Annotated in this window: 21 protein-coding genes; 13 read left to right on the top strand and 8 right to left on the bottom strand. The window is 41.0% G+C overall.

Annotation, left to right across the window (positions count from 1 at the left end; all coding sequences use genetic code 11):
• Positions 1–16: 16 nt before the first annotated feature.
• From OK344_RS04620 to OK344_RS04575, 9 genes are all read left to right on the top strand, one after another.
• Positions 17–580, top strand: a complete 564-nt coding sequence (locus OK344_RS04620; protein WP_265143680.1) for a DUF305 domain-containing protein — start codon at positions 17–19, stop codon at positions 578–580.
• A gap of 36 nt (positions 581–616) precedes the next feature.
• A complete protein-coding gene (locus OK344_RS04615) occupies positions 617–2,743 on the top strand; it encodes a heavy metal translocating P-type ATPase (RefSeq protein WP_265143679.1) in 2,127 nt (708 codons plus the stop codon).
• A 7-nt stretch (positions 2,744–2,750) separates the two neighbouring features.
• Positions 2,751–5,666, top strand: a complete 2,916-nt coding sequence (locus tag OK344_RS04605; protein ID WP_444875027.1) for a multicopper oxidase domain-containing protein — start codon at positions 2,751–2,753, stop codon at positions 5,664–5,666.
• 200 nt (positions 5,667–5,866) lie between these two features.
• The gene (locus OK344_RS04600; protein WP_265143678.1) at positions 5,867–6,187 is read left to right on the top strand and encodes a DUF6660 family protein; all 321 of its coding nucleotides are present in this window, start codon (positions 5,867–5,869) and stop codon (positions 6,185–6,187) included.
• A 110-nt stretch (positions 6,188–6,297) separates the two neighbouring features.
• Positions 6,298–10,626, top strand: coding sequence for a CusA/CzcA family heavy metal efflux RND transporter (locus tag OK344_RS04595; RefSeq protein WP_265143677.1), 4,329 nt, complete (start codon positions 6,298–6,300; stop codon positions 10,624–10,626).
• A 20-nt stretch (positions 10,627–10,646) separates the two neighbouring features.
• Positions 10,647–11,882, top strand: coding sequence for an efflux RND transporter periplasmic adaptor subunit (locus OK344_RS04590; protein ID WP_164466939.1), 1,236 nt, complete (start codon positions 10,647–10,649; stop codon positions 11,880–11,882).
• A 49-nt stretch (positions 11,883–11,931) separates the two neighbouring features.
• The gene (locus OK344_RS04585; RefSeq protein WP_265143676.1) at positions 11,932–14,034 is read left to right on the top strand and encodes a heavy metal translocating P-type ATPase; all 2,103 of its coding nucleotides are present in this window, start codon (positions 11,932–11,934) and stop codon (positions 14,032–14,034) included.
• A gap of 654 nt (positions 14,035–14,688) precedes the next feature.
• Entirely contained in the window at positions 14,689–15,030 is a 342-nt protein-coding gene (locus OK344_RS04580; RefSeq protein WP_265143675.1) for a hypothetical protein, read from the top strand.
• A gap of 6 nt (positions 15,031–15,036) precedes the next feature.
• Positions 15,037–15,915 carry a nucleotidyl transferase AbiEii/AbiGii toxin family protein gene (locus OK344_RS04575; protein WP_265143674.1) on the top strand — a complete coding sequence of 293 codons (879 nt, stop codon included), beginning with the start codon at positions 15,037–15,039 and terminating at the stop codon, positions 15,913–15,915.
• A gap of 36 nt (positions 15,916–15,951) precedes the next feature.
• Here OK344_RS04575 and OK344_RS04570 read toward each other — a convergent pair whose 3' ends face one another.
• The 3 genes from OK344_RS04570 to pepT all read right to left on the bottom strand — a co-directional run bounded on the left by OK344_RS04570 (position 15,952) and on the right by pepT (position 18,788).
• Positions 15,952–16,515: a site-specific integrase gene (locus OK344_RS04570; protein WP_265144103.1), complete on the bottom strand. Its 564-nt coding sequence runs from the start codon at positions 16,513–16,515 to the stop codon at positions 15,952–15,954.
• Positions 16,516–16,538: 23 nt separating this feature from the next.
• On the bottom strand, positions 16,539–17,162 hold the full coding sequence (locus tag OK344_RS04565) for a phage integrase SAM-like domain and Arm DNA-binding domain-containing protein (protein ID WP_265143673.1): 624 nt from the start codon (positions 17,160–17,162) through the stop codon (positions 16,539–16,541).
• A gap of 366 nt (positions 17,163–17,528) precedes the next feature.
• Positions 17,529–18,788 carry a peptidase T gene (gene pepT, locus OK344_RS04560; RefSeq protein ID WP_265143672.1) on the bottom strand — a complete coding sequence of 420 codons (1,260 nt, stop codon included), beginning with the start codon at positions 18,786–18,788 and terminating at the stop codon, positions 17,529–17,531.
• A 139-nt stretch (positions 18,789–18,927) separates the two neighbouring features.
• Between pepT and OK344_RS04555 the strand changes: the two genes are divergently transcribed.
• The 3 genes from OK344_RS04555 (at position 18,928) to OK344_RS04545 (ending at position 20,723) form a co-directional block, all read left to right on the top strand.
• Positions 18,928–19,776 carry a hydroxymethylglutaryl-CoA lyase gene (locus tag OK344_RS04555; RefSeq protein ID WP_265143671.1) on the top strand — a complete coding sequence of 283 codons (849 nt, stop codon included), beginning with the start codon at positions 18,928–18,930 and terminating at the stop codon, positions 19,774–19,776.
• A 9-nt stretch (positions 19,777–19,785) separates the two neighbouring features.
• The gene (locus tag OK344_RS04550) at positions 19,786–20,199 is read left to right on the top strand and encodes an OsmC family protein (protein WP_265143670.1); all 414 of its coding nucleotides are present in this window, start codon (positions 19,786–19,788) and stop codon (positions 20,197–20,199) included.
• 119 nt (positions 20,200–20,318) lie between these two features.
• Positions 20,319–20,723, top strand: coding sequence for an OsmC family protein (locus tag OK344_RS04545; RefSeq protein WP_088468255.1), 405 nt, complete (start codon positions 20,319–20,321; stop codon positions 20,721–20,723).
• Between the two features lie 38 nt (positions 20,724–20,761).
• Here OK344_RS04545 and OK344_RS04540 read toward each other — a convergent pair whose 3' ends face one another.
• Genes OK344_RS04540 through OK344_RS04525 form a run of 4 tightly spaced genes read right to left on the bottom strand, consistent with a single transcriptional unit; the run spans position 20,762 to position 22,537 of the window.
• Entirely contained in the window at positions 20,762–21,088 is a 327-nt protein-coding gene (locus OK344_RS04540; RefSeq protein ID WP_088468254.1) for an SUF system Fe-S cluster assembly protein, read from the bottom strand.
• A gap of 57 nt (positions 21,089–21,145) precedes the next feature.
• Positions 21,146–21,844, bottom strand: a complete 699-nt coding sequence (locus OK344_RS04535; protein ID WP_265143669.1) for a 3'-5' exonuclease — start codon at positions 21,842–21,844, stop codon at positions 21,146–21,148.
• Between the two features lie 38 nt (positions 21,845–21,882).
• Positions 21,883–22,227 (bottom strand): tRNA-binding protein, encoded by a 345-nt coding sequence (locus OK344_RS04530; protein WP_265143668.1) that lies wholly within the window; start codon positions 22,225–22,227, stop codon positions 21,883–21,885.
• A gap of 1 nt (position 22,228) precedes the next feature.
• Positions 22,229–22,537: a cytochrome C gene (locus OK344_RS04525; RefSeq protein ID WP_088468252.1), complete on the bottom strand. Its 309-nt coding sequence runs from the start codon at positions 22,535–22,537 to the stop codon at positions 22,229–22,231.
• Between the two features lie 136 nt (positions 22,538–22,673).
• Here OK344_RS04525 and meaB point away from each other — a divergent pair, with 136 nt between their 5' ends.
• On the top strand, positions 22,674–23,657 hold the full coding sequence (gene meaB, locus OK344_RS04520) for a methylmalonyl Co-A mutase-associated GTPase MeaB (protein ID WP_265143667.1): 984 nt from the start codon (positions 22,674–22,676) through the stop codon (positions 23,655–23,657).
• Here the strand turns inward: meaB and OK344_RS04515 are convergent, their stop codons facing one another.
• Entirely contained in the window at positions 23,658–24,191 is a 534-nt protein-coding gene (locus tag OK344_RS04515; protein ID WP_088468250.1) for a DUF4251 domain-containing protein, read from the bottom strand.
• Between the last annotated feature and the right edge of the window lie 35 nt (positions 24,192–24,226).

Genomic DNA, 24,226 nt, shown 5'->3' with positions numbered 1-24,226 from the left:
AACAAAAACCATTTTAATGGACAAATCAACGCACAGCCACAAAGTTTCTCCGGACCATAGTGCCTCGGGGAAAACTCATTCTACACAGAATATGGATTCAAAAAAAGAAAGTGAACAAATGGATCACAGCGGGGCATACAAAAAGTTGTTTTGGATGCTTCTCATTTCCTTCGTATCCATGTTTATATTAATGTATGCGATGGTTGATCGGTTATCCAATGTGATTCCCAATATCAATCAGTTTTATATGGCCGGACTAATGGCTTCTCCTATGTTGATCATCGAACTGCTGTTAATGGCAAAGATGTATCCCAATAAAAAACTCAACAAGGTACTGATGGGTGTCGGTGTGTTGGCGATGGTGCTGCTTTGGTCTGGCATTCGGCAGCAGACAGCCGTGGGAGATGTCCAGTTCCTAAAGTCCATGATTCCACACCATGCAGGGGCTATTCTTATGGTCGAAGAAAGTAATCTGGTCGATCCGGAAGTGAGAAAGTTGGGCGAGGAAATTATCAAAGCACAGGAGGAGGAAATTGCCGTCATGAGGGCGAAAATTAAGGAACTTCAAACCCGGAAGTAATCTCAAATAGCAGAATTTAACGCAAAAAATTAAATTATGACAAAATACACCTGTCCCATGCATCCCCAGATATTGAAGGACGAACCGGGGAAATGTCCACTTTGCGGAATGAACTTAATTCCCTTGGGAGGAACCGCCCGACCTGAAAAAGACGAACGCAGCCATCATCATCAGAATCATGATCATCACTCAGAATCTGATAGTTCAGCGGCGGGATTTGACAAACATGCAGGTCATCATACTTCGGATTTTCTAAAAAGATTCTGGATTACACTGGTACTTTCTGTCCCGGTGCTGCTGCTTTCCCACATGATTCAGCAGTGGCTTGGTTTCACCATAGCTTTTCAAGGCGATAAATACGTGCTGTTGGTTTTGGGAAGTATTATTTATTTCTACGGTGGAATGCCTTTTTTCAAAGGGTTTTTGGGCGAAGTGAAAGCCGGAGCTATTGGGATGATGACGCTCGTTGCTTTGGCGATTACCGTAGCTTATGTCTATTCCGTTGCCGTCGTATTCGGGCTGCCGGGCATGGATTTCTTTTGGGAGCTCGCCACCCTAATTGTCATCATGCTTCTGGGTCATTGGCTCGAAATGCGTTCACAGATGGCAGCTTCAAAAGCGTTACAATCCTTAGTGGAATTGCTACCAAATGACGTAACCGTCGAGCATAACGGAAGTCCGGTTAAAATAAAACTGGAACAGCTGAAAAACGGAGATACCGTAATCATAAGACCGGGCGAAAAAGTCGCCGCTGACGGTCTGATTGTCGAGGGCAGTTCCTATTTAAATGAAAGCATGCTGACCGGAGAAAGTGTTCCTGTAAGAAAAGAGTCCGGTGGAAAGGTTATCGCAGGGTCTATCAATGGAGACGGGGCTTTAAAGATAAAAGCAACAGGGGTTGGAAAGGATTCGTACCTCAATAAGGTCATTAATTTGGTTCAGGATGCGCAGGCAGCAAAATCGAACACTCAGAATCTGGCGGATAAAGTAGCCAAATGGCTTACTATAGTAGCAATTGTGGTGGGAGTAGGAACTTTCGCTTACTGGTACATCACCATGGGAGATTTGGCTTTTGCTCTGGAACGGATGGTAACGGTAATGGTAACGTCCTGCCCTCATGCTTTAGGAGTGGCAATACCTCTGGTGGTGGCCATTTCCACTACACTTTCAGCGACAAATGGTTTACTCATCAGAAACCGCACGGCTTTTGAAACCACCAGAAAATTATCGACCATTATTTTCGATAAAACCGGCACCCTTACGAAAGGCTCCCACACTGTGCAGAAAATCATTCCTCTAACGGAACACTATTCGGAAAACGATTTACTCCAGTATGCAGCAGCAGTGCAGCAGAACTCCGAACATCACATTGCAAAAGGAATCATGCAGACCCTTTCTGAGAGAAAACTTGAGCTATGGAAGTCAGACAGTTTCCGCTACATGCAGGGAATTGGAGTGACAGGAATCGTAAACGGTAAATCGGTTGTCGCGGCTGGTCCTAATTATTTTGTTCAAAACAATAAACAGGTACCTGCCATTCCGGAAGAAATCAACCAGGATGCAGAAACAGTGAACTTTATTTTGATTGATGACGTGCCCGTGGGTATTGTTTCTTTAGCAGATACCATTCGCGAAGGCGCAAAAGAAGCTATTGACCAACTTCGAAGCATGAACATTAAATCATTCCTGCTTACAGGTGATAACGAAAAGGTAGCGGCGGCGGTGTCAAAGCAGTTAGGAATGGACGGATATTTGGCAAATGTACTTCCGCACCACAAACAGGAAAAAGTAAAAGAATTTCAGGATAAAGGAGAAATCGTTGCCATGACAGGAGACGGCGTAAATGATGCACCGGCTTTGGCAGCAGCAGATGTAGGCATTGCAGTTGGCAGCGGAACTGATGTTGCTGCCGAAACCGCAGATATTATTCTGGTCAACAGTGACCCTCGAGACGTGGTGAAAATGATAGATTTTGGAAAGAAAACCTACAACAAGATGATCCAGAATCTCGTATGGGCAGTGGGCTACAACGTCGTGGCTATTCCACTTGCTGCAGGTGTTCTGTATCCCACATATGTCCTGAGTCCCGCCATGGGCGCAGTGCTGATGAGTGTAAGCACCATCGTGGTCGCACTTAATGCAAGTTTGTTAAAAATTAAATAATCACAAGATGAAATATATATTTTCGCTCTTTCTATTTATGGCAATGTCCATAAACAGTTATTCACAGAGCACCAAAACCGTGTACACCTGCCCGATGCATCCGCAGGTCGTGAAATCAGCACCCGGTAACTGCCCCATTTGCGGTATGACCTTGGTAAAGAAAACCGTTACTGAGAAAAAAACGGCGGCCAAATCCGCGCCCGCTCCTAAAAAGGCCACCGTAGTTAAAAAAACTACGATTCAGAAACCTGAAATTACCGCTGCAAAAACAAAGACGGTAACGGAAGTTAAAAAACCGGTGATGCCAAAGACTAAAGCAGTACCGAAAGACCCAGCGAGCATCAAAATGCCGGAACATTCAACAACTGCTCCGCATCAGCATGAAGCAGCGCAAAAGATGTACACCTGTCCGATGCACCCCGAGGTGGTTTCGGACAAACCCGGAAAGTGTCCCAAGTGCGGTATGAATCTGGTCCCTCAGAAGGAAAGCGGCCGGCATCAGTCTACCGGCAAAACCCCGGAACATCAAACTTCAGATGCGCATCAGCATGAAGAAGCGCAAAAGATGTACACCTGCCCGATGCATCCCGAGGTGACATCGGACAAACCCGGAAAGTGTCCCAAGTGCGGTATGAATCTGGTCCCTCAAAAAGGAAAGAAGGAAGATCATTCTGCACATGGAAACATGCAGATGCATAGTGAACACAAAATGGTCATGCCGATGCCTGAAAAGCACCTAAAAGGCGGACGCAAAGTGACCTACCATCTTTATGTTAAAGACACCCTGGTAAATTTCGCGGGCAAACAAAAACGCGCCATTGCCGTAAACGGGCAGATTCCGATGCCAAAGCTGGAGTTTTATGAGGGCGATACGGCGGAAGTGATTGTCCATAATTTAATGGACGAAGAAACTTCTCTGCACTGGCACGGTCTTCATCTTCCAAATAAAGAAGATGGGGTTCCCTGGCTTACCCAGAAACCCATTCCACCACATTCAACCTACACGTATTCGTTTCCGATCATCCAAAACGGAACCCACTGGTATCACTCACATACTGGCCTGCAGGAGCAGATTGGAATGTATGGGATGATGATTCTGAAAAAACGTCCCGAAGATCCTACTTTCCGGCCGGGGATTGATGATTTGCCCACAGAGCACCTTATCCTGAGCGAGTGGACAAACCTGAACCCCAACAACGTCCAGCGGATGCTCCACAATGCGAACGACTGGTTTGCTATTAAAAAAGGCAGTACTCAAAGTTATGCCGAAGCCATTAAAGAAGGCCACTTTAAAACAAAACTAACCAACGAGTGGAAGCGGATGCTGGCCATGGACGTGAGCGATGTATATTATGATGCATTCCTGATTAACGGTAAAATCGAAAGTCAACTCTCCCGATATAAAGCCGGTGATAAAGTTCGGCTTCAAATCGCCAACGGCGGTGCTTCCTCCTATTTCTGGCTCAATTATGCCGGAGGAAAAATAAAAGTAGTGGCCAGTGATGGATTGGATATTGAACCGGTCGAAGTGGATCGCCTGATCCTGGCGGTTTCCGAAACAGTGGATATCGTAGTGGAAATTCCTGAAAAAAACACTTCATACGAACTCCTTGTTACACCCGAAGACCGCACAAAATCTGCGTCAGTGTTTATTGGAGAAGGAGCTACGAAATCCCATGATCCATTACCCAAACTCAAATACTTTGAAGGGATGAAGATGATGAACGACATGATGAAGATGAACGGTGACATGAAAGATATGGGCATGAAGATGAGTTATCAGACGATGGATATGAATCAGGTGATGTACCCTGAAATTAGTGCTGAAAATAATGCAGCAATGCCGATGGACAAGATGGACAACAACGATGCGCAAATGGATCACTCACAGCATCAGATGCCTGCTTCCGGGATTACCACATTGAATTATGGGATGATGAAATCGCCTTATGACACTTCACTCCCGAAAGACAGTCCCGTGCGCGAGCTCAAGTTTACCCTTACGGGAAACATGAACCGCTACGTTTGGAGCATGGACGATAGAGTCCTGGCAGAATCGGACAAAATATTGGTGAAGAAAGGGGAAATTCTCCGCATTACCCTTTTCAATAACTCAATGATGCGTCACCCGATGCACCTGCACGGATTTGATTTCCGCGTACTCAACAAAAATGGTGTTCAGGCACCCCTCAAAAATGTGTTGGATATTATGCCGATGGAAACTAATGTCATCGAATTTGAAGCTAAAACTGACGGGGACTGGTTCTTCCACTGTCACATCCTCTATCACATGATGGCGGGGATGAACCGTGTTTTTGCTGTTGGTGATTATCAGAATCCTTTGCTGCCCGATAAAGCTTCAGCTTACAAAAAGCTCCAGCGCGAAAGTAACATGTGGCACCTTATGGCCGAAAACGATTTTGCTACTAATGGTAACGACGGGATGGCGAGGATCTCAAATGCCCGCTGGGAATTGGGAACAGAATGGCGTTTAGGTTACAATCCCCATCACGGCTACGAGGTGGAAACCCAACTCGGCAGGTATGTGGACCGTATGCAGTGGCTGAAACCATTTATCGGATTTAACTATCATTATAGAAAGATTGACAGGAATAATATTGAAAAAAACCTTTTTGGACAGGCATCTACTAAAGATGAAAGAAAAACTTTCAGCGCTGGTATCATGTATAAACTCCCGATGTTGGTGGACCTGCAGGCAGAAATATTTACAGACGGAATTGTAAGGTTCCAGCTGAAACGTGAAGACATTCCGTTGACTGCGCGTTTGCGCGGGGCATTCATGGTCAATACCGACAAAGAATATATGGCAGGTCTTAAATATATCGTCACAAAAAATATCGGAATCTCAACCCACTACGACAGCGATATGAGCTGGGGTGCAGGGATTACACTGAACTATTAAAGGAGTTTTTATTGTGTCAATTTTAAAGAGTGCAGCTGCCAAATAAAGACCGGTTGCACTCTTTTTTACAGCGTATAACGACCGCCGGAAACACAGATTCTCATGAGGCAAACAATACCAGCCTACAACCTGAGGAATCATTGCAGTAATATGAGCTAAGACATAAATTGAAGTAAATATATTTTTGCTAAATTAGCACCGTGAAAATTTTTGCCTTTCTTTTATCCTTATTCTTTATGGCACTTACCGTAGTACCTTGCAGCGATGCAGCGAGTGGTTTCGGCGATAAGGTGTGTGTGGCAGAGGATCTTCATTTGGAGCAAAGTCAGGATGAACATACGGACCTTTGTACGCCCTTCTGCGTCTGCAACTGTTGTGGAATCTCAATGACCGTTTCTCAGATCCCTAAACTACTCCCTGAAAAAATTGCTCTTTTAATCAAAGAAAATCTTCCCCAAAATAGTTATTACTACACTATTCCAGAACCAGCCGGTATCTGGCAACCCCCCAAAATAGGTTAATACTTTTCCTTCGGATTTATTTCGTAGGATTATACGGCTATTAAATAGTCGTGCATTTTCGTGAACAATACGGAATGTGCTTTACCTTCAATTAACCTTAATTTTTACAAATGCTATATAAAATTATACAGTTTAGTGTAAAGAATAAGCTCATTATTGGGCTCATGACTTTCGCACTAATCATTTGGGGCGTGTATAGCGCTACTAAGCTTCCCCTAGATGCTGTGCCAGATATCACCAATAATCAGGTTCAGATCATTACCAGTACACCCACATTAGCCGCACAGGAAACAGAACAGTTGGTCACCTATCCAATTGAACAGAGCCTCGCCAACATACCGGGAATTACCGAAATGAGGTCTATTTCACGATTTGGATTGTCCGTGGTTACTGTAGTCTTTGATGAAAGCGTGGATATTTACTTTGCCCGTCAACTGATTACTGAAAAACTGAAAGAGGCCGAGGAAAACATTCCACAAGGTATCGGTACGCCAGAAATGTCTCCGGTATCCACAGGCTTAGGAGAGATTTATCAATATGTTATTCACCCTAAAAAAGGGTCAGAAGACAAATACTCCGCTACCGATCTGCGAACCATGCAGGATTGGATTGTGGCCCGCCAACTCTACGGTACACCGGGCGTAGCTGAAATTAACAGTTTTGGCGGTAAACTTAAGCAGTACGAGGTGGCAATCAATCCGTACAGACTTAAAGCTATGAATGTGACCATTGCCGATATTTTCACAACCCTTCAGAAAAATAACGAAAATACAGGTGGTGCTTACATCGATAAAAAACCCAATGCATATTTTATTCGGGGAATCGGCCTTATTTCATCTTTAGATGATATTTCCAATACCGTTATTAAAACTGTTAATGGCATTCCGGTACTTATAAAAGATGTTGCGGAAACCCGAATTGGCAGTGCTGTCAGATATGGTGCATTAACTTATAATGGCGATAAAGAAGCGGTAGGTGGTATTGTTATGATGCTGAAAGGTGAAAATTCGGCGGAAGTGGTGAGCCGGGTTAAAGAAAAGATGAGCACCATACAAAAATCGCTGCCCCCGGATATTATCGTGGAACCTTTTCTGGATCGGACGAGTTTAGTTGACCGTGCTATACGCACCGTAGAAACAAATTTGGTAGAAGGAGCACTTATAGTCGTTCTTGTGCTGGTTCTGTTTCTTGGCAATTTTCGGGCAGGGCTTATTGTTGCGTCGGCAATACCATTATCGCTTCTTTTTGCACTCGGGATGATGAACGTCTTTGGCGTTAGTGCAAATTTGATGAGTCTTGGTGCAATTGACTTTGGACTTATTGTAGATGGTGCTGTAATTATTGTTGAAGCTACCCTGCATTTTCTTGCTGTCCACCACCGTTCCCAGAAACTGTCTCAACATACGATGGACCAGGCTGTACAGTCAAGTGCAAAAAAGATGATGAGTTCGGCGGTGTTCGGCCAGATCATTATCCTCATTGTATATCTCCCTATCCTTTCACTTCAGGGGATTGAAGGTAAAATGTTCCGCCCAATGGCAGAGACGGTGTCTTTTGCAATTATAGGGGCATTAATACTCTCGCTGACCTATATACCAATGATGTCCGCCTTATTTCTGTCTAAAAATATAAGCGCCAAAAAAACTTTCGCAGATAAAATAATGGCGAAGATCAGGAATTTTTATCTGCCCCTTTTGCAGAAAGCTATTGCATTTAAATATGCAGTTGTTGGCGGTGCGGTGGCGCTGCTTGCGGTTTCGCTGTTTCTGTTTTCCCGGATGGGTGGTGAATTTATACCCCAATTGCAGGAAGGTGATTTTGCTGTGCACTGTATATTACCACAGGGTACTTCTCTTTCTCAAAGCATTGAAACTTCAATGCAGGCAAGCCGGATTCTGAGATCTTTTCCGGAAGTGAGCACAGTGGTGGGTAAAACTGGTAGTGCCGAAGTCCCTACAGATCCAATGCCACCCGAAGCAACTGACCTGATCGTTACCTTAAAGCCCAAAAAGGAGTGGAAGGATAGTGGTAAATCTTATGAGGATTTGAGCGCTGAGATGATGGAGAAGCTTGAAATGATTCCGGGAGTATTCTTCGAAGTATCCCAACCAATACAGATGCGCTTCAACGAATTGATGACGGGAGTGCGCCAGGACGTAGCGGTTAAAATATTTGGTGAAAACATTGACACCCTTGCGAAACTGGCACCGGAAGTTGCCAAAATAGTACAAACAGTAGAAGGTGCCACCGAACCACAAATTGAGCAGACGGTGGGTTTGCCCCAGATAACCATTACTTACGACAGGGCCAGGCTGGCCTCTTATGGATTGAATATTGAGGATATAAACCATACAGTGAGCACCGCTTTTGCGGGCGAAACCGCCGGCGTGGTATTTGAGGACGAAAGAAAGTTTAATTTGGTCGCACGGCTCGACAGTGTTAACCGAAGTTCTATCGACGATGTGAGTAACCTGTTTATTCCAACTGAAAACGGCGTGCAAATCCCTCTTTCTCAGGTAGCAAAGGTTGAATATAAAGACGGACCGGCGCAAATCAGTCGTGAAGATGGCAAGCGCCGGATTGTTGTAGGCTTTAATGTAAAAGATAGAGATGTAGAAAGTGTAGTAACTGAAATTCAGAGTAAACTTAATGATGCAAACATCTTACCCGCCGGCTATTACTTTACATATGGTGGAACATTCGAAAATTTGAAGCAGGCCTCTTCCCGATTGCAAATAGCAGTCCCGGTAGCCCTAGCTCTTATTTTTCTTTTACTGTACTTCACCTTCCGTAACTTCAAAGACGGCATACTTATTTTTACCGCAATACCAATGAGTGCTATCGGTGGGGTCTTTGCTCTGCTCATTAGGGATATGCCTTTCAGTATTTCAGCGGGAGTCGGCTTCATTGCGCTATTCGGGGTGGCAGTACTTAATGGAATTGTTTTAGTCAGCACCTTCAAGGATCTACAGAAATCCGGCGTTAACAATATTATCAGGAGAGTCATTCAGGGTACAACCACCAGGCTTCGTCCTGTGTTGATGACGGCGGCAGTCGCATCATTCGGATTCTTTCCCATGGCCTTTTCAAATGGTAGCGGTGCAGAAGTACAGAGACCATTAGCAACCGTGGTAATTGGCGGCTTAGTAACAGCAACTTTCCTTACCTTATTTGTTCTGCCACTACTCTATATCATCTTTAATTCTAAAAACCAATTCAAAAGCAAAATGAGGAAAAGCAAAAACACATCGTTTTTGACGCTAATAATTTTATTCTGCACGTCCGTCAGCGTTCTTAGTGCGCAGGAAAGAATTTCACCAAATGATGCAGTGAAAATAGCGTTGGAGAATAATCTACAGTACTCTGTAAACACAGCCCAGGTAAATAAAGCTTTACTGGAAACCAGAACGGCACGTGAAATTCCCAAGACAGGCCTCTTCGTAGAAAACGAGGATATGAGACCAAGTGATCCGGATGGCGATTTTAAAATTGGAATCCAGCAATCCATACAATGGCCGGGATTATATAAGGCGAAAAGGAAGTACTTTGAGGAGCAGCTGAAATTTCACCAACTGAACAAAAACATGCTGGACGCGGTGATAAAAAGGGAAGTAAATACCGCTTTTTACCAGCTTTGGTACCTTCAGGATGTAGCTAGACTTTATGGGAAACTTGATGAATATTACACCAGTATGTACAAAGCAGCTAATCTTCGTTTCAAAACTGGCGAAGCTGCAGGACTAGAAAACATTGCTGCCGAAGCACGGATGAAGGAGCTGCAGGCGCAGAGACAGCAAAACCAACAGAATATTTCAGCACAGCAGCAGCAGTTGAGCCTTTTTCTCAATACTCATGTGCTGTACTTACCGGAAGACACCAATTTGCGGAAACTGGATGTGGATGATTTTCCCTCAGACAGTTTGCATCCTTCATTGGCACTGCAGCAGCAAAATATCGAAATTGCACGAGCTAATATAGATGTTCAGAAAATGCAGAATAAACCTGACTTTTCCGGCCGGGTATTCTCCCAGAGATTATACGGAATGAAAGATCCCATAACCGGCTTTTCTGTAGCGGTAGAATTTCCCATTTTTGGAAAAACTGCCTATAAAGCCAAATTGCAGGCTGCCGAAGCAGAAGTTGAAATTCAGCAGTCGCAGCTGCGCTATCAGGAAAGCCAATTCGCTGCACAAACGCGCACCAGCTACACCGAAATTCTAAAAGCTTCTGAAATGCTTAAATATTATGAAAGTATAGGTTTGAAACAGGCAGACCAGATCTTTGATGCGGCAATGTTAAGTTACAAAGCAGGTGAAATAGGTTTTTCTGAAATGCACCAGTTCTTTACCCAGGCAATAGACATCAGAAAAAATTATCTGATTGCATTAAACGAGTACAACATGGCCGTAATTCAATATAACTATTACATTAAAAATTAAGTTCAAAAAGAGAATATAACATGAAAAAATATATCACCCTTATTTTTGCAGTCTCTGTCTTGTTGACAGGATGTAAAAAAGAATCAGAAGTTACTGAATCCAAAAATACACCTGAAGTGGAGAAGGTTGATGAACATGAAGATCCGAACGTCGCACATTTCACGGAGGAACAAATAAAGACTGTTGGAATTCAAATGGGTAGTATCGAAAGTAAGGAACTTTCTAATACCATAAAAGTAAGCGGTATGCTGACGGTGCCTAACCAGAATAAGGCATTTGTTACGCCCTCGTACAGCGGTATAGTACGCTCCCTGTACGTACAGCCTGGAAGCTATGTATCAAAGGGAAAAGTTATAGCAACCATTTCAAACCCCGATTTAATTGTGATGCAGCAGCAGCTTCAGCAGGTTAATGGTCAGATCAGAATGGCAGAACTGGAAGTTACCCGTGCCCAGCAGCTTTATAAAGGTAATGCCGCGCCGCTAAAGAAATTTCAGCAGGCACAGACAGATCTTGCAACATTAAGAAGCCAGCGCTCCGGACTGCAGAAACAGCTGGGCAGCATTGGGGCTGCTCAGGGTTACAGCTCGTCCCTTTCTGTTCGCGCGCCCATCAGCGGAACGGTAAGTAAAGTGATAGCGCAAATAGGGAGTAATGTGGACATGGCTTCGCCAATTGCCGAAATTGTAAGCAACTCAGCGCTTCATTTGGATATCTATGTATATGAAAAAGATCTGGGTAAAGTACAACCGGGACAAACCATTCACTTTACATTAACAAACAGTCCAGGAAAGGAGTACGATGCAAAAATAACTTCAATAGGTACAGCCTTTGAAGGAGAAAGTAAAACTGTTCCTGTTCACGCGCAAGTCGTCGGAGACCGGACAGGTCTTATTGATGGCATGAATGTTGCCGCAGTCATAAGTCTTGATAATCAAACTGCTGCATCCGTTCCTACCGAAGCTATAGTGAATGATAAGGGTCAGGATTTTATCTTTATTATACAGAACGAGCACGAAGAAGAAGGAAAAAACGAAAAAGTATCAGCTTTAAAAAAGGAAAGTAACAAAAAAACAACTGAGGAAAAGGAAGTAAGCTTTGAGAAAATTCCGGTTGCTAAAGGAGTTACAGATTTGGGCTATACTCAAATTACACCTTTAAAAATAATTCCCGGCAATGCTAAAGTAGTAGTTAAAAATGCCTTCTTTATCTTAGCTAAAATGAATAATAAGGGAGAGGAAGGTCATGGACATTAAGAAATAGTACGTCAAAATAAAAACTACAATACATTATTAAATATAACTTATGTCAAATAATAAATTACATATACATACCTACGACGAAAATGGCAATCAATTGTGCTGCACGCCGCAGGAAGGCAAGATATACAAAGATGCAGGCGCTAAAGTTCTGATCGAGGACAGCTGTTGCAGTGTCACTGACAAAGCATATAGTTCCGCAAAAAAATCACCGTCAGGGTCTAAGAAACTGACCGAGGATGATGAACATACGGAGGATGATGGTCACGACCATTCCATAGCGGGGAAATCAACTTTTCAGCTGTTTCTGCCTGCAATTATTTCCTTCGTGATTTTGATGGTGGGATTAGCGATGGATCATCTGATTCCTCAATTTTGGTTTAAAGATTGGGTGCGTATTATTTGGTACGCCGCAGCCTATCTGCCGGTAGGTTTACCGGTTCTGAAAGAAGCGTTTGAAAGTATCAGGAAGGGAGATGTATTTTCGGAGTTTTTCCTAATGTCCATCGCCACGATTGGGGCTTTCGCCATTGGTGAATATCCGGAAGGGGTTGCGGTAATGCTGTTTTACTCCGTGGGCGAAGTATTCCAGACTCTAGCGGTTCAGCGCGCAAAAGGTAATATTGCGAAACTGTTAGATCAGCGTCCCGATGAAGTGACCATCTTGGTTGATAACCGCCCACAAACGGTAAAAGCTGCGGACGTTGCACTGGATTCGGTTATTCAGTTGAAACCGGGAGAAAAACTGGCCCTGGATGGAATTTTAATTTCAGACAGTGCTTCGTTCAATACTTCAGCACTTACTGGCGAAAGCAAACCGGATACAAAACAGAAAAACGATATCGTCCTTGCAGGAATGATTAACCTGAATACGGTAGCAAAAGTGCAGGTCAATACCCTCTACAATGATTCGAAACTTTCAAAGATTCTGGAATTGGTACAGAATGCGACTGCCCAGAAGGCACCCACTGAATTGTTCATCAGGAAATTTGCGCGCATCTATACCCCAATTGTGGTGTTTCTCGCCGTGGCAATTTGTCTGGTACCGTATTTTTTTGTGGATGAATATATTTTCCGGGACTGGTTATATCGCGCCCTTATATTCCTGGTAATATCCTGTCCATGTGCATTAGTGATTAGTATTCCACTCGGATACTTTGGTGGAATTGGTGCCGCAAGCAGAAATGGAATTTTATTTAAGGGTAGTAACTTTTTGGATGCGTTAGCAGAGGTCAAAAATGTGGTAATGGATAAAACCGGAACCATGACTGAAGGTGTATTCAAAGTACAGACCGTAAATCTGAAACCGGAATTCGAGCGGGATTTAATTTTAAAATTAGTCAATGTAATCGAAAATTCATCAACCCATCCGGTGGCAACTGCAATTCATGAACACCTCGGTGAACCCGACCATACTATAATTCTCGACAATGTAGAAGAAATAGCGGGACATGGCCTGAAAGGATCGTATCAGGGAAAAGAGTTGCTCGTAGGAAACTTTAAACTGATGGATAAATTCAATATCCAATATGATGTAAATCCAAACGATATTGTAGAAACATTGATTGCCATTGCTTATGAAGGCAAATTTGCGGGATACCTTACCATTGCGGATAGCATCAAAGAAGACGCTGCCGAAACTGTACAGAAACTTCAAAGTTTAGGAGTAAAAGTTACCATGTTGAGCGGTGATAAAGCAACGGTGGTCAAAGCTGTGGCAGGAAAACTGGGCATACCTAATGCTTTTGGCGATTTATTGCCGGAAGATAAAGTGAATAAAGTCAAAGAAATAAAAGCACGGAATGAAACGGTTGCATTTGTTGGCGACGGTGTCAACGATGCTCCGGTTGTAGCTTTAAGTGATATCGGCATAGCGATGGGTGGCCTTGGGAGTGATGCCACCATTGAAACCGCTGATGTGGTAATTCAGGACGACAAACCTTCAAAAATCCCAATGGCCATTAATATTGGCAAGCAAACCAAAAAAATTGTTTGGCAGAACATCGCGTTGGCCTTTGGAGTAAAAGCAGTGGTGTTGGTATTAGGAGCAGGGGGGTTAGCCACGATGTGGGAAGCAGTCTTTGCAGATGTGGGCGTAGCATTGCTTGCCATACTAAATGCGGTAAGGATTCAGAAAATGAAATTTTAAACAAAGCGGGCTTCGGTCCGTTTTATTTTGTGCGGTGATGACGTTGGCAAAGTTTCCAGATAAAACCACCGCCCGCCGCAGCAAGTAACATAATGACAATTATACAAACAGGACAGACGCTAAAACGTTCCCCCGCATTCCGTGCGTACGAAGCCAGATATTTAGGAAAGGAAAAAAAACGTATAAAGAAAGAAAATTAAAGTATAAATTTTTAGTCCCCACTTCTAAAATCAGGGACTAAATCGGGGATTGTTTAATGGTTTATACGATGCCTTTTGCTTTTATAAAATTATCTAACTTGCTTACTGTCAGTAAAATGATGACTTACATTGCTTTATTGGTTCAAACAAAAACTCACTGTGGAACTACATGAGCATTTTGATGAAATTCACCCAAAAGTTTTAAATTTTTTAAATGACAATGAAGAGAAGATAAATGAGGGCTACGAAGAAAATGACGGGCACCCATTTCAGCATGTCTTTAATTCTTTTCTAAATTTATTTAAAGTAAGGTTTCCTCTTGTAACAAATTCAGAAGTTAACATTTTTAGATATTTTTTTGTTGAAAAGTTGCAAAGTCACTTCCGCAAAGAACTTCAGGACTCAATTGAAGTATGCAGTCAAACATATTTTGGAAAATTACTACATAACATTCGTGAAGATAAATCTCGATCCGAAAGATGTTTCTTCTGTTTATGCCGTTAAACCTAAACTTGACAACCCAAGGATTGCCAAGCAACATGGGGCATTCTTAATTTTTGGTATTAGTCCATCATTATTTACTGTTTTCGGGTTATATAAACCAATGGCTAAATTTAACAAAAAATGGATTGAAAGAGGAAGTGATTCAGATCAACGAATTATTATCGATAAAAAGTCTAAAACTCAAATATTACAACAACTGGAAAGCTTTGGTTTCAACCAAGCTACTTTATTTCCAGAAGTCGATATAGTTGTAAGTTTTGTAAAATTCAAATACTTAAAAAAACTGGATTAATAGATTTTGGATTTTAATAATAAATATGAAACATTCAAAGGTGGCACCTCGCTGAGCAAGGCGTGGAACCTCATAGAAAGGTTTTCCGAAGACATTGATTTGGCCATCGAAAGAGAGTTTCTTGGCTTCGAAGGAAATTTGACTAAAAACAAGAAAACCAAATTAAGGAAGGCTTCCGGCCAATATATCAGCGAGGTTTTTTATTTAGAATTAAAGGAAAAATTTAAAGAGAAAGGCTTGGAAAATGTCACTTTCTCGTTGGCCGAAACCCAGAATTCCGATCAGGATCCTCGTATTATCAATATTTTTTATCCAAATATAATTGAAGTTACGGAATATCTGAAGCCGAGAGTTCAAATAGAAGTCGGGTGCCGTTCATTAATTGAGCCATTTACTATGAAAAAAATTTCCGCGATGGTTGATGATGAATATCCAGAGCAGAGTTTTTCGGAAAAAAACGAAGAAATACCATCCGTTAATCCGGAAAGGACTTTTTTAGAAAAAATTTTCCTTCTGCATGAAGAGTTTCAGAAAACCGCTGAAAAAATAAGGGTAGATCGGCTCAGCCGCCATTTGTACGATCTATATGCTCTTTCAAAAACAGAATATGCAGAAAGTGGCCTACAGAATAAGGAACTCTATGAAACCATTGTAAAGCACAGAATGGAGTTTGCCAAAATCTCCGGTATCGACTATAGCCTGCACAGGCCAGCCACAATAAACCCTATTCCACCAGAAAATATCATTGAATTATGGGAAAAAGATTATGCCAAAATGCGAGAAGAAATGGTTTATGGCGAAAACAGACCAACTTTTTCTGAAATAATTGAAACTCTTAAAAGACTGAAAGATAAAATCAACAGCCTCAATTGGGAAATGATTTAAGGGAAAAGGTTTTGCTAAAATATTAAACAAATACTCTTACTTCAAAACCTCGTCAATAATCTTATCCAATTTATTATCCGGAAGACTGTTTAAATAAGACATTGTAGATTTTATATCTTTTTGCCCAAGTGCTTCGCGGATAGTCTCAATTGAAATATTATTGAACTTCAAAACTGTGGCAAACGAGTGACGGGCGCAGTAATAAGAGATATTCTTCTTGATTTGCAGTTCTTTCATTATTTCTTTTAACTGCATATTCACATAATAGGTCAGCACTTTTTTGGATCTGTTTTTTAGGTAAATCTGCGTTGGCTTTTCGGTATTCATTATGTTGAAAATGAACTTTGAACTGTCTTCGGATTTGTATTTTTCCATGATATTCCGAGCGTAATCATTGATTTTAAAACTCACCGGAACGCCTGTTTTACTGCGGATATAATCAATACGATCAATATTCAAGAATTTTTTTTCCAACTTAATCAAATCCAAAAAGTTGATTCCTCTTGCATAATAACTGAACAAAAACATATCTTTTGCAAAAGAAAGTTTTTCGTCTTTTGGCTCATATTTCTTGAGTTTTTCTATTTCTTCTTCATTCAGATACTCCTTTTTCCCACTTTCCTTCAGTTTTGAAATTTTATAATGCCTAAAGGATATTGTTTTTCCGTAATTACTTGGCTTCTAATGGCTTGATTAAAAACCGAACGCAAAGTCCGCATTCTAATCGCGATACTTGACTCCCTATTCCCGCGAGAAATGCAATAGGCTTCAAATTTTTTCAAGTTAGAATAATCCAATTCATTAAAGCTAATGTCTTTTTTGCCAAAGAACCGTTGCAGCGCATTCAGAGTATCTTTTTCCACTTTCGCTGTTCCAGTTTTATCCGATGCCAAGAGATTTCTAATCAAATCTTCGTGGAAACTCGTATAGGTTAAGGAAATCCTTTGTCCGCTGCTCGTCTTTAGTTTATTGATGAGATCAGGAAGCGTGAAGTAGATTCCATTTTTATCGAAATCGTCGATAATCTCGTCAATGATCTTAATTCTGCGCTCAATAAATTTGTTGAGGTTAGCGTGATTGGGATGCGAAGTTTTCAGACGACAAGCGTCAAAACTCCAGTCCTTCTCCTTGCAAGTTTTCCCGATTGAAAGACTTGTGTTTTTGCGGTCTTTTATAAATGAAATTATGATACTTCTCTCCCCTGTTTTATTCGCTTTTGGAGCAAGTGTAAAGGTGTAACTTACCATTTTGTGTCAATTTTTATCGTTTTTCACGAACATTTTTTTCAGATATTCCTGTTTATCGTGTTTTACAAAAATTTTTTCACGAACATTTCACGAACATTTGCCCTCCAAAAGTAAAATATTATAAAATACTGTACAAGAAAAATATTTGTAAACAATTGATAATCAAAGAAAATAAAGCATAATAAAGATTAAGCAAATTATAATAAAACACAATAAAACCGACTGTTAATCAGAGGGTCGCTGGTTCGAGCCCAGCAAGAGGAGCAAACCATCACAGATATGTGATGGTTTTTTTGTTTTTTAATGGGTAAAGAATAAAAAAATAACCCTCAATATTATTGAAGGTTATTCAGTTACAATATTTTTTTAAATCTTCTTCACCATCTTCGCGATATTAATAATCACTTTTACTGCTTTTTCCATCGATTCCAAAGCTACGTATTCATAAGGCCCGTGGAAGTTGATTCCGCCCGCAAAAATATTCGGACAAGGTAAACCCATGTAGGAAAGCTGTGCCCCGTCTGTTCCACCCCGGATGGCCTTGATTTTAGGCTCGATGTTGGCGTCTTTCATCGCCTGTTCCGCAATGTCGATAATATGCATTTTGCCTTCAAACTGCTGCTTCATGTTTCGGTACTGTTCTTTAATTTCGATTTCAGCAGTTCCTTCACCGAATTTTTTGTTGAATTCTTCTACCTTTTGTGTCATAAATTCTTTTCTGGCTTCAAATTTATCGGCATCATGATCACGGATGATGTAGTGAATTTTTGCTTCAGAAACATCAGATTTCAAATCTGTTAAATGATAAAAACCTTCAAAACCTTTTGTAGTAGATGGCGTTTCGTTTTCAGGGAGCATTTTAATGAATTCGGCGGCCAAAAGCGAGGCGTTCACCATTTTTCCGAAAGCATAACCCGGGTGCACACTCAAACCGTGAATTTTTACCACCGCGCCAGCTGCGTTGAAGTTTTCATACTCCAATTCTCCAACTTCACCGCCATCCATGGTATAAGCCCACTCGGCACCGAATTTTTTAACATCGAATTTATGTGCTCCTCTTCCGATTTCTTCATCAGGGGTAAATCCGATCGCAATTTTCCCGTGTTTAATGTCTGGATGAGCCAACAAATATTCAGCAGCAGTTACAATTTCGGCAACCCCCGCTTTGTCATCTGCGCCGAGAAGGGTTGTACCGTCTGTGGTAATTAAAGTTTTGCCGACATAATCTTTCAGACTTTCAAATTTTGAAGGAGAAAGTACGAAGCCGGTTTCTTTATTCAGAAGCAAATCTTTGCCATCGTAATCGTCCCAAATCTGAGGTTTTACATTTTCACCGTTGAAATCGGGCGATGTGTCGTAATGAGAAATAAAACCTACGACCGGTTCGTCATCATTTTCAAGGTTCGAAGGAACGTAAGCATAGATGTAGCCGTTCTCGTCCAGAGAAACATCGCTTAAGCCCAAGGTTTTCAGTTCTTCGAAAATATAGTTGGCCATGTTCCACTGTCGTTCAGTTGAAGGTGTGGTTTCACTTTCCGGATCGCTTGTAGAAAATATTTTCACGTAATTAATGAAGCGGTTCTGCAGTTTCAGTTTCCAGTCGAGGTTGAAATCTATGGTAGTCATCTTTAATAAAATTTGATTTAAACAAAGATAGCGAATTTGTATGACGGTAATGGCCGCAAACTGCCTGTTTTTTATGCCTGCAAAACTCAAATCTGTCATTCAAAAAAAATATTATCTTTGAGAAAATTAAAAATCAACAATGTTTTTAACCGAATGTCCTCGCGATGCCATGCAAGGTTGGGGCGAATTTATCCCGACTCAAAAGAAAATCGATTACATCAATTCTTTAATGGATGTTCGTTTTGATGTGTTGGATTGCGGTAGTTTTGTTTCACCAAAATCGATTCCCCAAATGGCGGATTCCGGAACGGTGCTCGATGAGATTGATAAATCGATTTCAAACACAAAACTTTCTGTGATTGTGGCTAATTACCGCGGGGCAGAGAAAGCTCTGGCGCACGAGCAGGTTGATATTCTGGGGTTTCCTTTTTCAATTTCTGAGACTTTTCAGCATCGGAATACGAATAAAAATCAGGAAGAAGCTTTTAATGATATTCTGAAAATCACAGAAATTCTGAAAACCGATGGCCGTACACTGAATGTGTATTTTTCCATGGCTTTCGGAAATCCTTATGGTGAGATGTGGAAATGGGAAGACGTGGATTTCTGGGCAAACCGTTTTAATGAAATCGGGATTAAAAACATTCTGCTTTCCGATACCACCGGAACCGGAACTGTAGAACAGATTGCACTTCTGTTTGATAAAATTCCGGCAAAATATCCTGGGATTGATTTCGGTGCGCATTTCCATAACCGCTATGAGGATTCTTACAGTAAACTGAAAGCCGCTTATGATAACGGCTGCAGAAGGTTCGATTCGGCAATTAAAGGAATTGGCGGTTGTCCGATGGCCAAAGACGACCTGGTCGGAAATATGCCTACCGAGCAGGTCATTAATTTTATGGCTTCCGAAAAAATTGAGCATTCACTGAACTTACTTAATTTCGAAAGTGCTTATAATAAAGCCAAAGATATTTTTCATTTTTAAATTACGATCATGACTTCAAAAATAACATACCTCGGCGATTTGCGGTGCGAATCTGAACATCTACAGTCCGGAACCAGAGTTTTTACCGATGCTCCCACAGATAATCACGGTAAGGGCGAAGTGTTTTCGCCAACCGATTTGTGTGCAACTTCCCTTGCACAATGCATGCTCACAACCATAGCGATTTTAGGAAAAGATAAAGGAATTAATATTGAAGGATCTTATGCTGAACTCCAGAAAATAATGAATCCGAAACCAAGAAAGATCGCAGAAATTGTTTGTGATTTATATTTTTCTGGTCGCTTTTCCGACGAAGAAAAGGTCTTTATTGAAAATACTGCAATGAATTGCCCTGTAGCACTTACTTTAAGCGCTGAAGTGAAAAAATCTGTCACTTTTAACTATCCGAATCAGCCGTTATAAAAAGATACTGAGTGTAGATATGTTTGTTTTATATTTTTAATTTACAGTGACTTATATCATTTTTGCGTAAAATACCAAAAAGATTTTGCTATCTTTATTGTAATAAAAAACGCAATGCTATGACTTCAACAATTACTTATTCGGGAGATTTTACAATCGTATCCCAACATGCTAAATCCGGTGCTGAAATTACTACCTGTGCACCATTACGGGAAGGGGGAACTTCAGAATATTTTTCACCTTCAGACATTTTCGGTATTTCCTATGGTCAGTCGATGTTAATGGCAGTAGCCGTTTTAGGAAAGAATAGAGGAATTGATATTACCGGTGCAACCTGCGAACTGAAAAAATCTACCCATCCTGAACCGAAAAGAATCGGAACCATATTTTGTATCGTGAGAATTCCCGGAACATTTACTGAGGAACAGAAGAAATTTATTGAACATACCGCTCTCAACTGTCCTGTTTCTTTGTCTATTCATCCAAATGTGCAGCGTACGGTACTTTTTGAGTACGGAGTCTAGAATGAATTAAAATGCCGGAAATCTCCGGCATTTATTTTTTAAAACATTCCAAGTTCGAAGCGTGCTTCTTCACTCATCATGTCTTTGTTCCAGGCAGGTTCGAAGGTAAGTTCCAGATCTACCTCTGTTACGCCTTCAACTTCGGTAACCTTTTCGCGTACTTCCGCTGGTAAACTTTCAGCCACTGGACAGTTGGGTGTTGTCAATGTCATAATTACCTTCACCGCACCCTGGTCCGAAATCTGTACATCGTAAATAAGACCGAGTTCGTAGATGTCTACGGGAATTTCGGGGTCATAAACGGTTTTTAAATTTTTAATAATATTTTCGCCAATATCGGCAATCTGATCGTCTGTTAAAGCCATTTTAATATTGTTCAAACCCGGCTGCAAACCGCAGCAAAGGTCATTTTATTTTAAAAGTTAGTCTGTTTTACGTTCCAGCAATTCTTCCTGTCGCATGCGCCGGAAAATATTTGCCAAAGTTAAGACATCTTTTTCACAATATTGAACAATTCTAAATAAGTCTTTTTCTATATAGTAAATTGACGAAACCATAGAGCCGTCGATATCATCTTTTGGAGTTGGAATACCGAATACATGAGCCAACAATTCCAGTGAAATAAAAGATTTGTAATCGCCGAACTTCCACAGCTCCATAGTATCGAGGTGCGGGATTTCCCACGGTTTTTTCCCAAACATCTGGAAGGGTTTCGGTGGCTGCATTCCGTTGATCAGGAATCGTCTTGCAATCCACGGAAAATCGAATTCCTTTCCGTTGTGCGCACAGAGAATTACATCGTGAAGTTTTGGATGATTCAAGATTTCGCCGAATTCTTCGAGCAGTTTTCTCTCATCATCACCTGAAAAACTTTTAATCATCAGTTTTTCACTTTTTTCCAAAATACCAACAGAAATGCAGATGATTTTGCCAAACTCAGCCATGATTCCGCCTCTTTCACTATAAAATTCCTGCGCAGTGAAATCTTCTTTCCGCTGCATTCTGGTTTTTTTGTCCCATAGATACTGGTCGGTTTCATTCAATTCTTCCCAGTTTCCGGCTTGTGGAACGGTTTCAATATCCAGGAACAGGATTTTTTCTAAAGGAATATGCTGAATCATAATTAAGGATTTTAAACTTTACGAATAGTGCAATAGGTTTAACCTAGAATAGAACCGTTTTTAACCGGTAGCGAAGGTGTAATAAGTGTAACATCATTGTTTTCTCCATATAATCCCAAAACCAGACATTCGCTGAAAAAATTGGCAATTTGTTTTTTTGGGAAATTCACTACAGCCAAAATCTGCTTGCCAACAAGTTCTTCTTTTTGGTATAGTGAAGTAATTTGAGCAGAAGATTTCTTAATGCCAAGCGTCCCAAAATCTATTTCTAGTCTGTACGATGGTTTTTTGGCTTCCGGAAAATCGGCAACAGAAATTACCGTCCCGCAGCGTATATCGAGTTTTTCGAAATCCTGCCAGGTTATTTCAGGTTTTAAATCCATTTTATTTTTTCACGGATACAATGTAATCGTAAACCAGCTGGTGTTGCTGATCATTCAGTTTTGCCTTTGGTGCCATAGCATTCATAATTCCAACCCAATCCTGAGCGGAATGAGAAGTAGGACTCGGCAAATCATGGCATCTGCCGCACGAATTGTCGAAAAGTGTTTTTCCTAAAGCCAGATTTTCTGCAGTCATGGTTTTTGTTCCTTCGGTAACGGCGGGTTTTGTCGTACAGGAAGTTAAAAAACCGATTATTGCAATTGCTGAAAAAATGGTAGTAATCCGTGTAAAGTTTTGAGGTCTTTTCATATTTAAATACTTTGTTTCTTTCAAAAATAAACAAAATTCTCTTTACAATGGCTTCAGACCAAAAAATTCAAAAATAATGACGCTTCGGATTCCCCACTTAAGTTATTATCCTGAAAGAATTTGTATTTTTGGTTAAATGAAAACGTTTTCTATAGAACAACTTATTGAGGGAATAAAATCGGGCGATAAAAGATTGCTCGGAAAAGCCATTACTTTGATAGAAAGTAAAAAGCCTGAACACCGTGAATTGGCCGAACAGCTTTTGAAAGAAATTTTGCCTTTCACAGGAAATTCTGTAAGAATTGGTGTTACCGGTGTACCGGGCGCAGGAAAATCGACTTTTATTGAGAATTTTGGAAGGCTGCTTTTAAAAAAGGGGAAAAAAGTTGCAGTTCTGGCTATCGATCCAAGTTCGTCACTCAATAAAGGCTCTATTTTAGGAGACAAAACCCGAATGGAAGAACTGGCCAGAGAAGAAAATGCTTTTATACGACCTTCGCCCAGCTCTGGATTTCTAGGCGGAGTAGCCAATACAACATTTGAAACCATGATGCTTTGTGAGGCTGCAGGATACGATACCATATTAATTGAAACCGTGGGCGTAGGCCAAAGTGAAGTGTTGGTTTCGGATATTACTGATGTTTTTCTGTTCTTAAAGATTATCGGCGGTGGCGATGAGCTGCAGGGAATTAAACGCGGAATTATGGAAATGGTAGATATCATCTTCATTAATAAAGTGGAAGAAGGTAACCAACAGAAAGCCAAAAATACCAAACTGGAATTGTTACGTGCGCTTCATTTTTTACCTTCAAAAGAAAAAAACTGGAAAGTGCCCGTTCTACTCGGTTCGGCACTTCATAATACTGGGTTGAATGAAGTGGATGAGAAGATTGATCAATTCATCCGGATGAAGCGGGAAAGTGGAAGTTTTGATAAAACCCGGCAGTTTCAGGCAGAAAAACGTTTTGATTATTGGGTTCAGGAATATATTCTTCAGAAAGCAAAAGAAGAACAATCGACGGGAGATTCTTACGAGCTGCATAAAAAAATTGCTTCCGACCTGAAATCCAATCCAAGTTCGGAAGCGAAAAGATTTGTTGAGAAGTTGCTGAAGAAATAATTACTTTTTAGGCAACTCGCTTTCCATAAGATAGCCGTTGTACGAAATTGGTGTGCGGTCATTCGAATCGATCGACACATAAGTTTTTCCGTTGCTGAAAACTTCCATGATGATTCTTCGGACCGTCGGCTGATCTTTGGTAAGAAAAGTGTAAACTGTACTTCCTTTTTTACCTGTTTGCTGACTTACAGTAAAATCTTTAGAAGTGAACCGGTACGAATTATTTGCAGTGTCGTAGCTTGGGCTGTACATCCTGCCAAAATAAGGCAATTCAACACGGAGTTCAGATTTTTTAAGAACAATGGTGTAGCCGTAATCCAAGTCTAACATTCGGGAAGAGCTGGATCTTGGCAAAGAATTCATTACATTTACTACATCATAGTTACTGGGTTGCGCCTGTTCGGCCATAAAGGTAAATTCACCGTTCCTTAATAACGCTGCCACTTTTTCGGAGGGCATATTTGGTGTTGCTGCGCAAGCGTACATCAGGATGAATAAAACTGCTGCACATAAAATATTAATTAATTTTTTCATTTTGATTTTTCTAAGTTGATAGCAAAAATAATGCG

The sequence above is a fragment of the Kaistella yananensis genome, assembly GCF_026107505.2.
Lineage (GTDB): Bacteria > Bacteroidota > Bacteroidia > Flavobacteriales > Weeksellaceae > Kaistella > Kaistella yananensis.
Note: the sequence above shows the minus strand (reverse complement) of the source record. Positions and strands in the feature narration are given on the sequence as shown.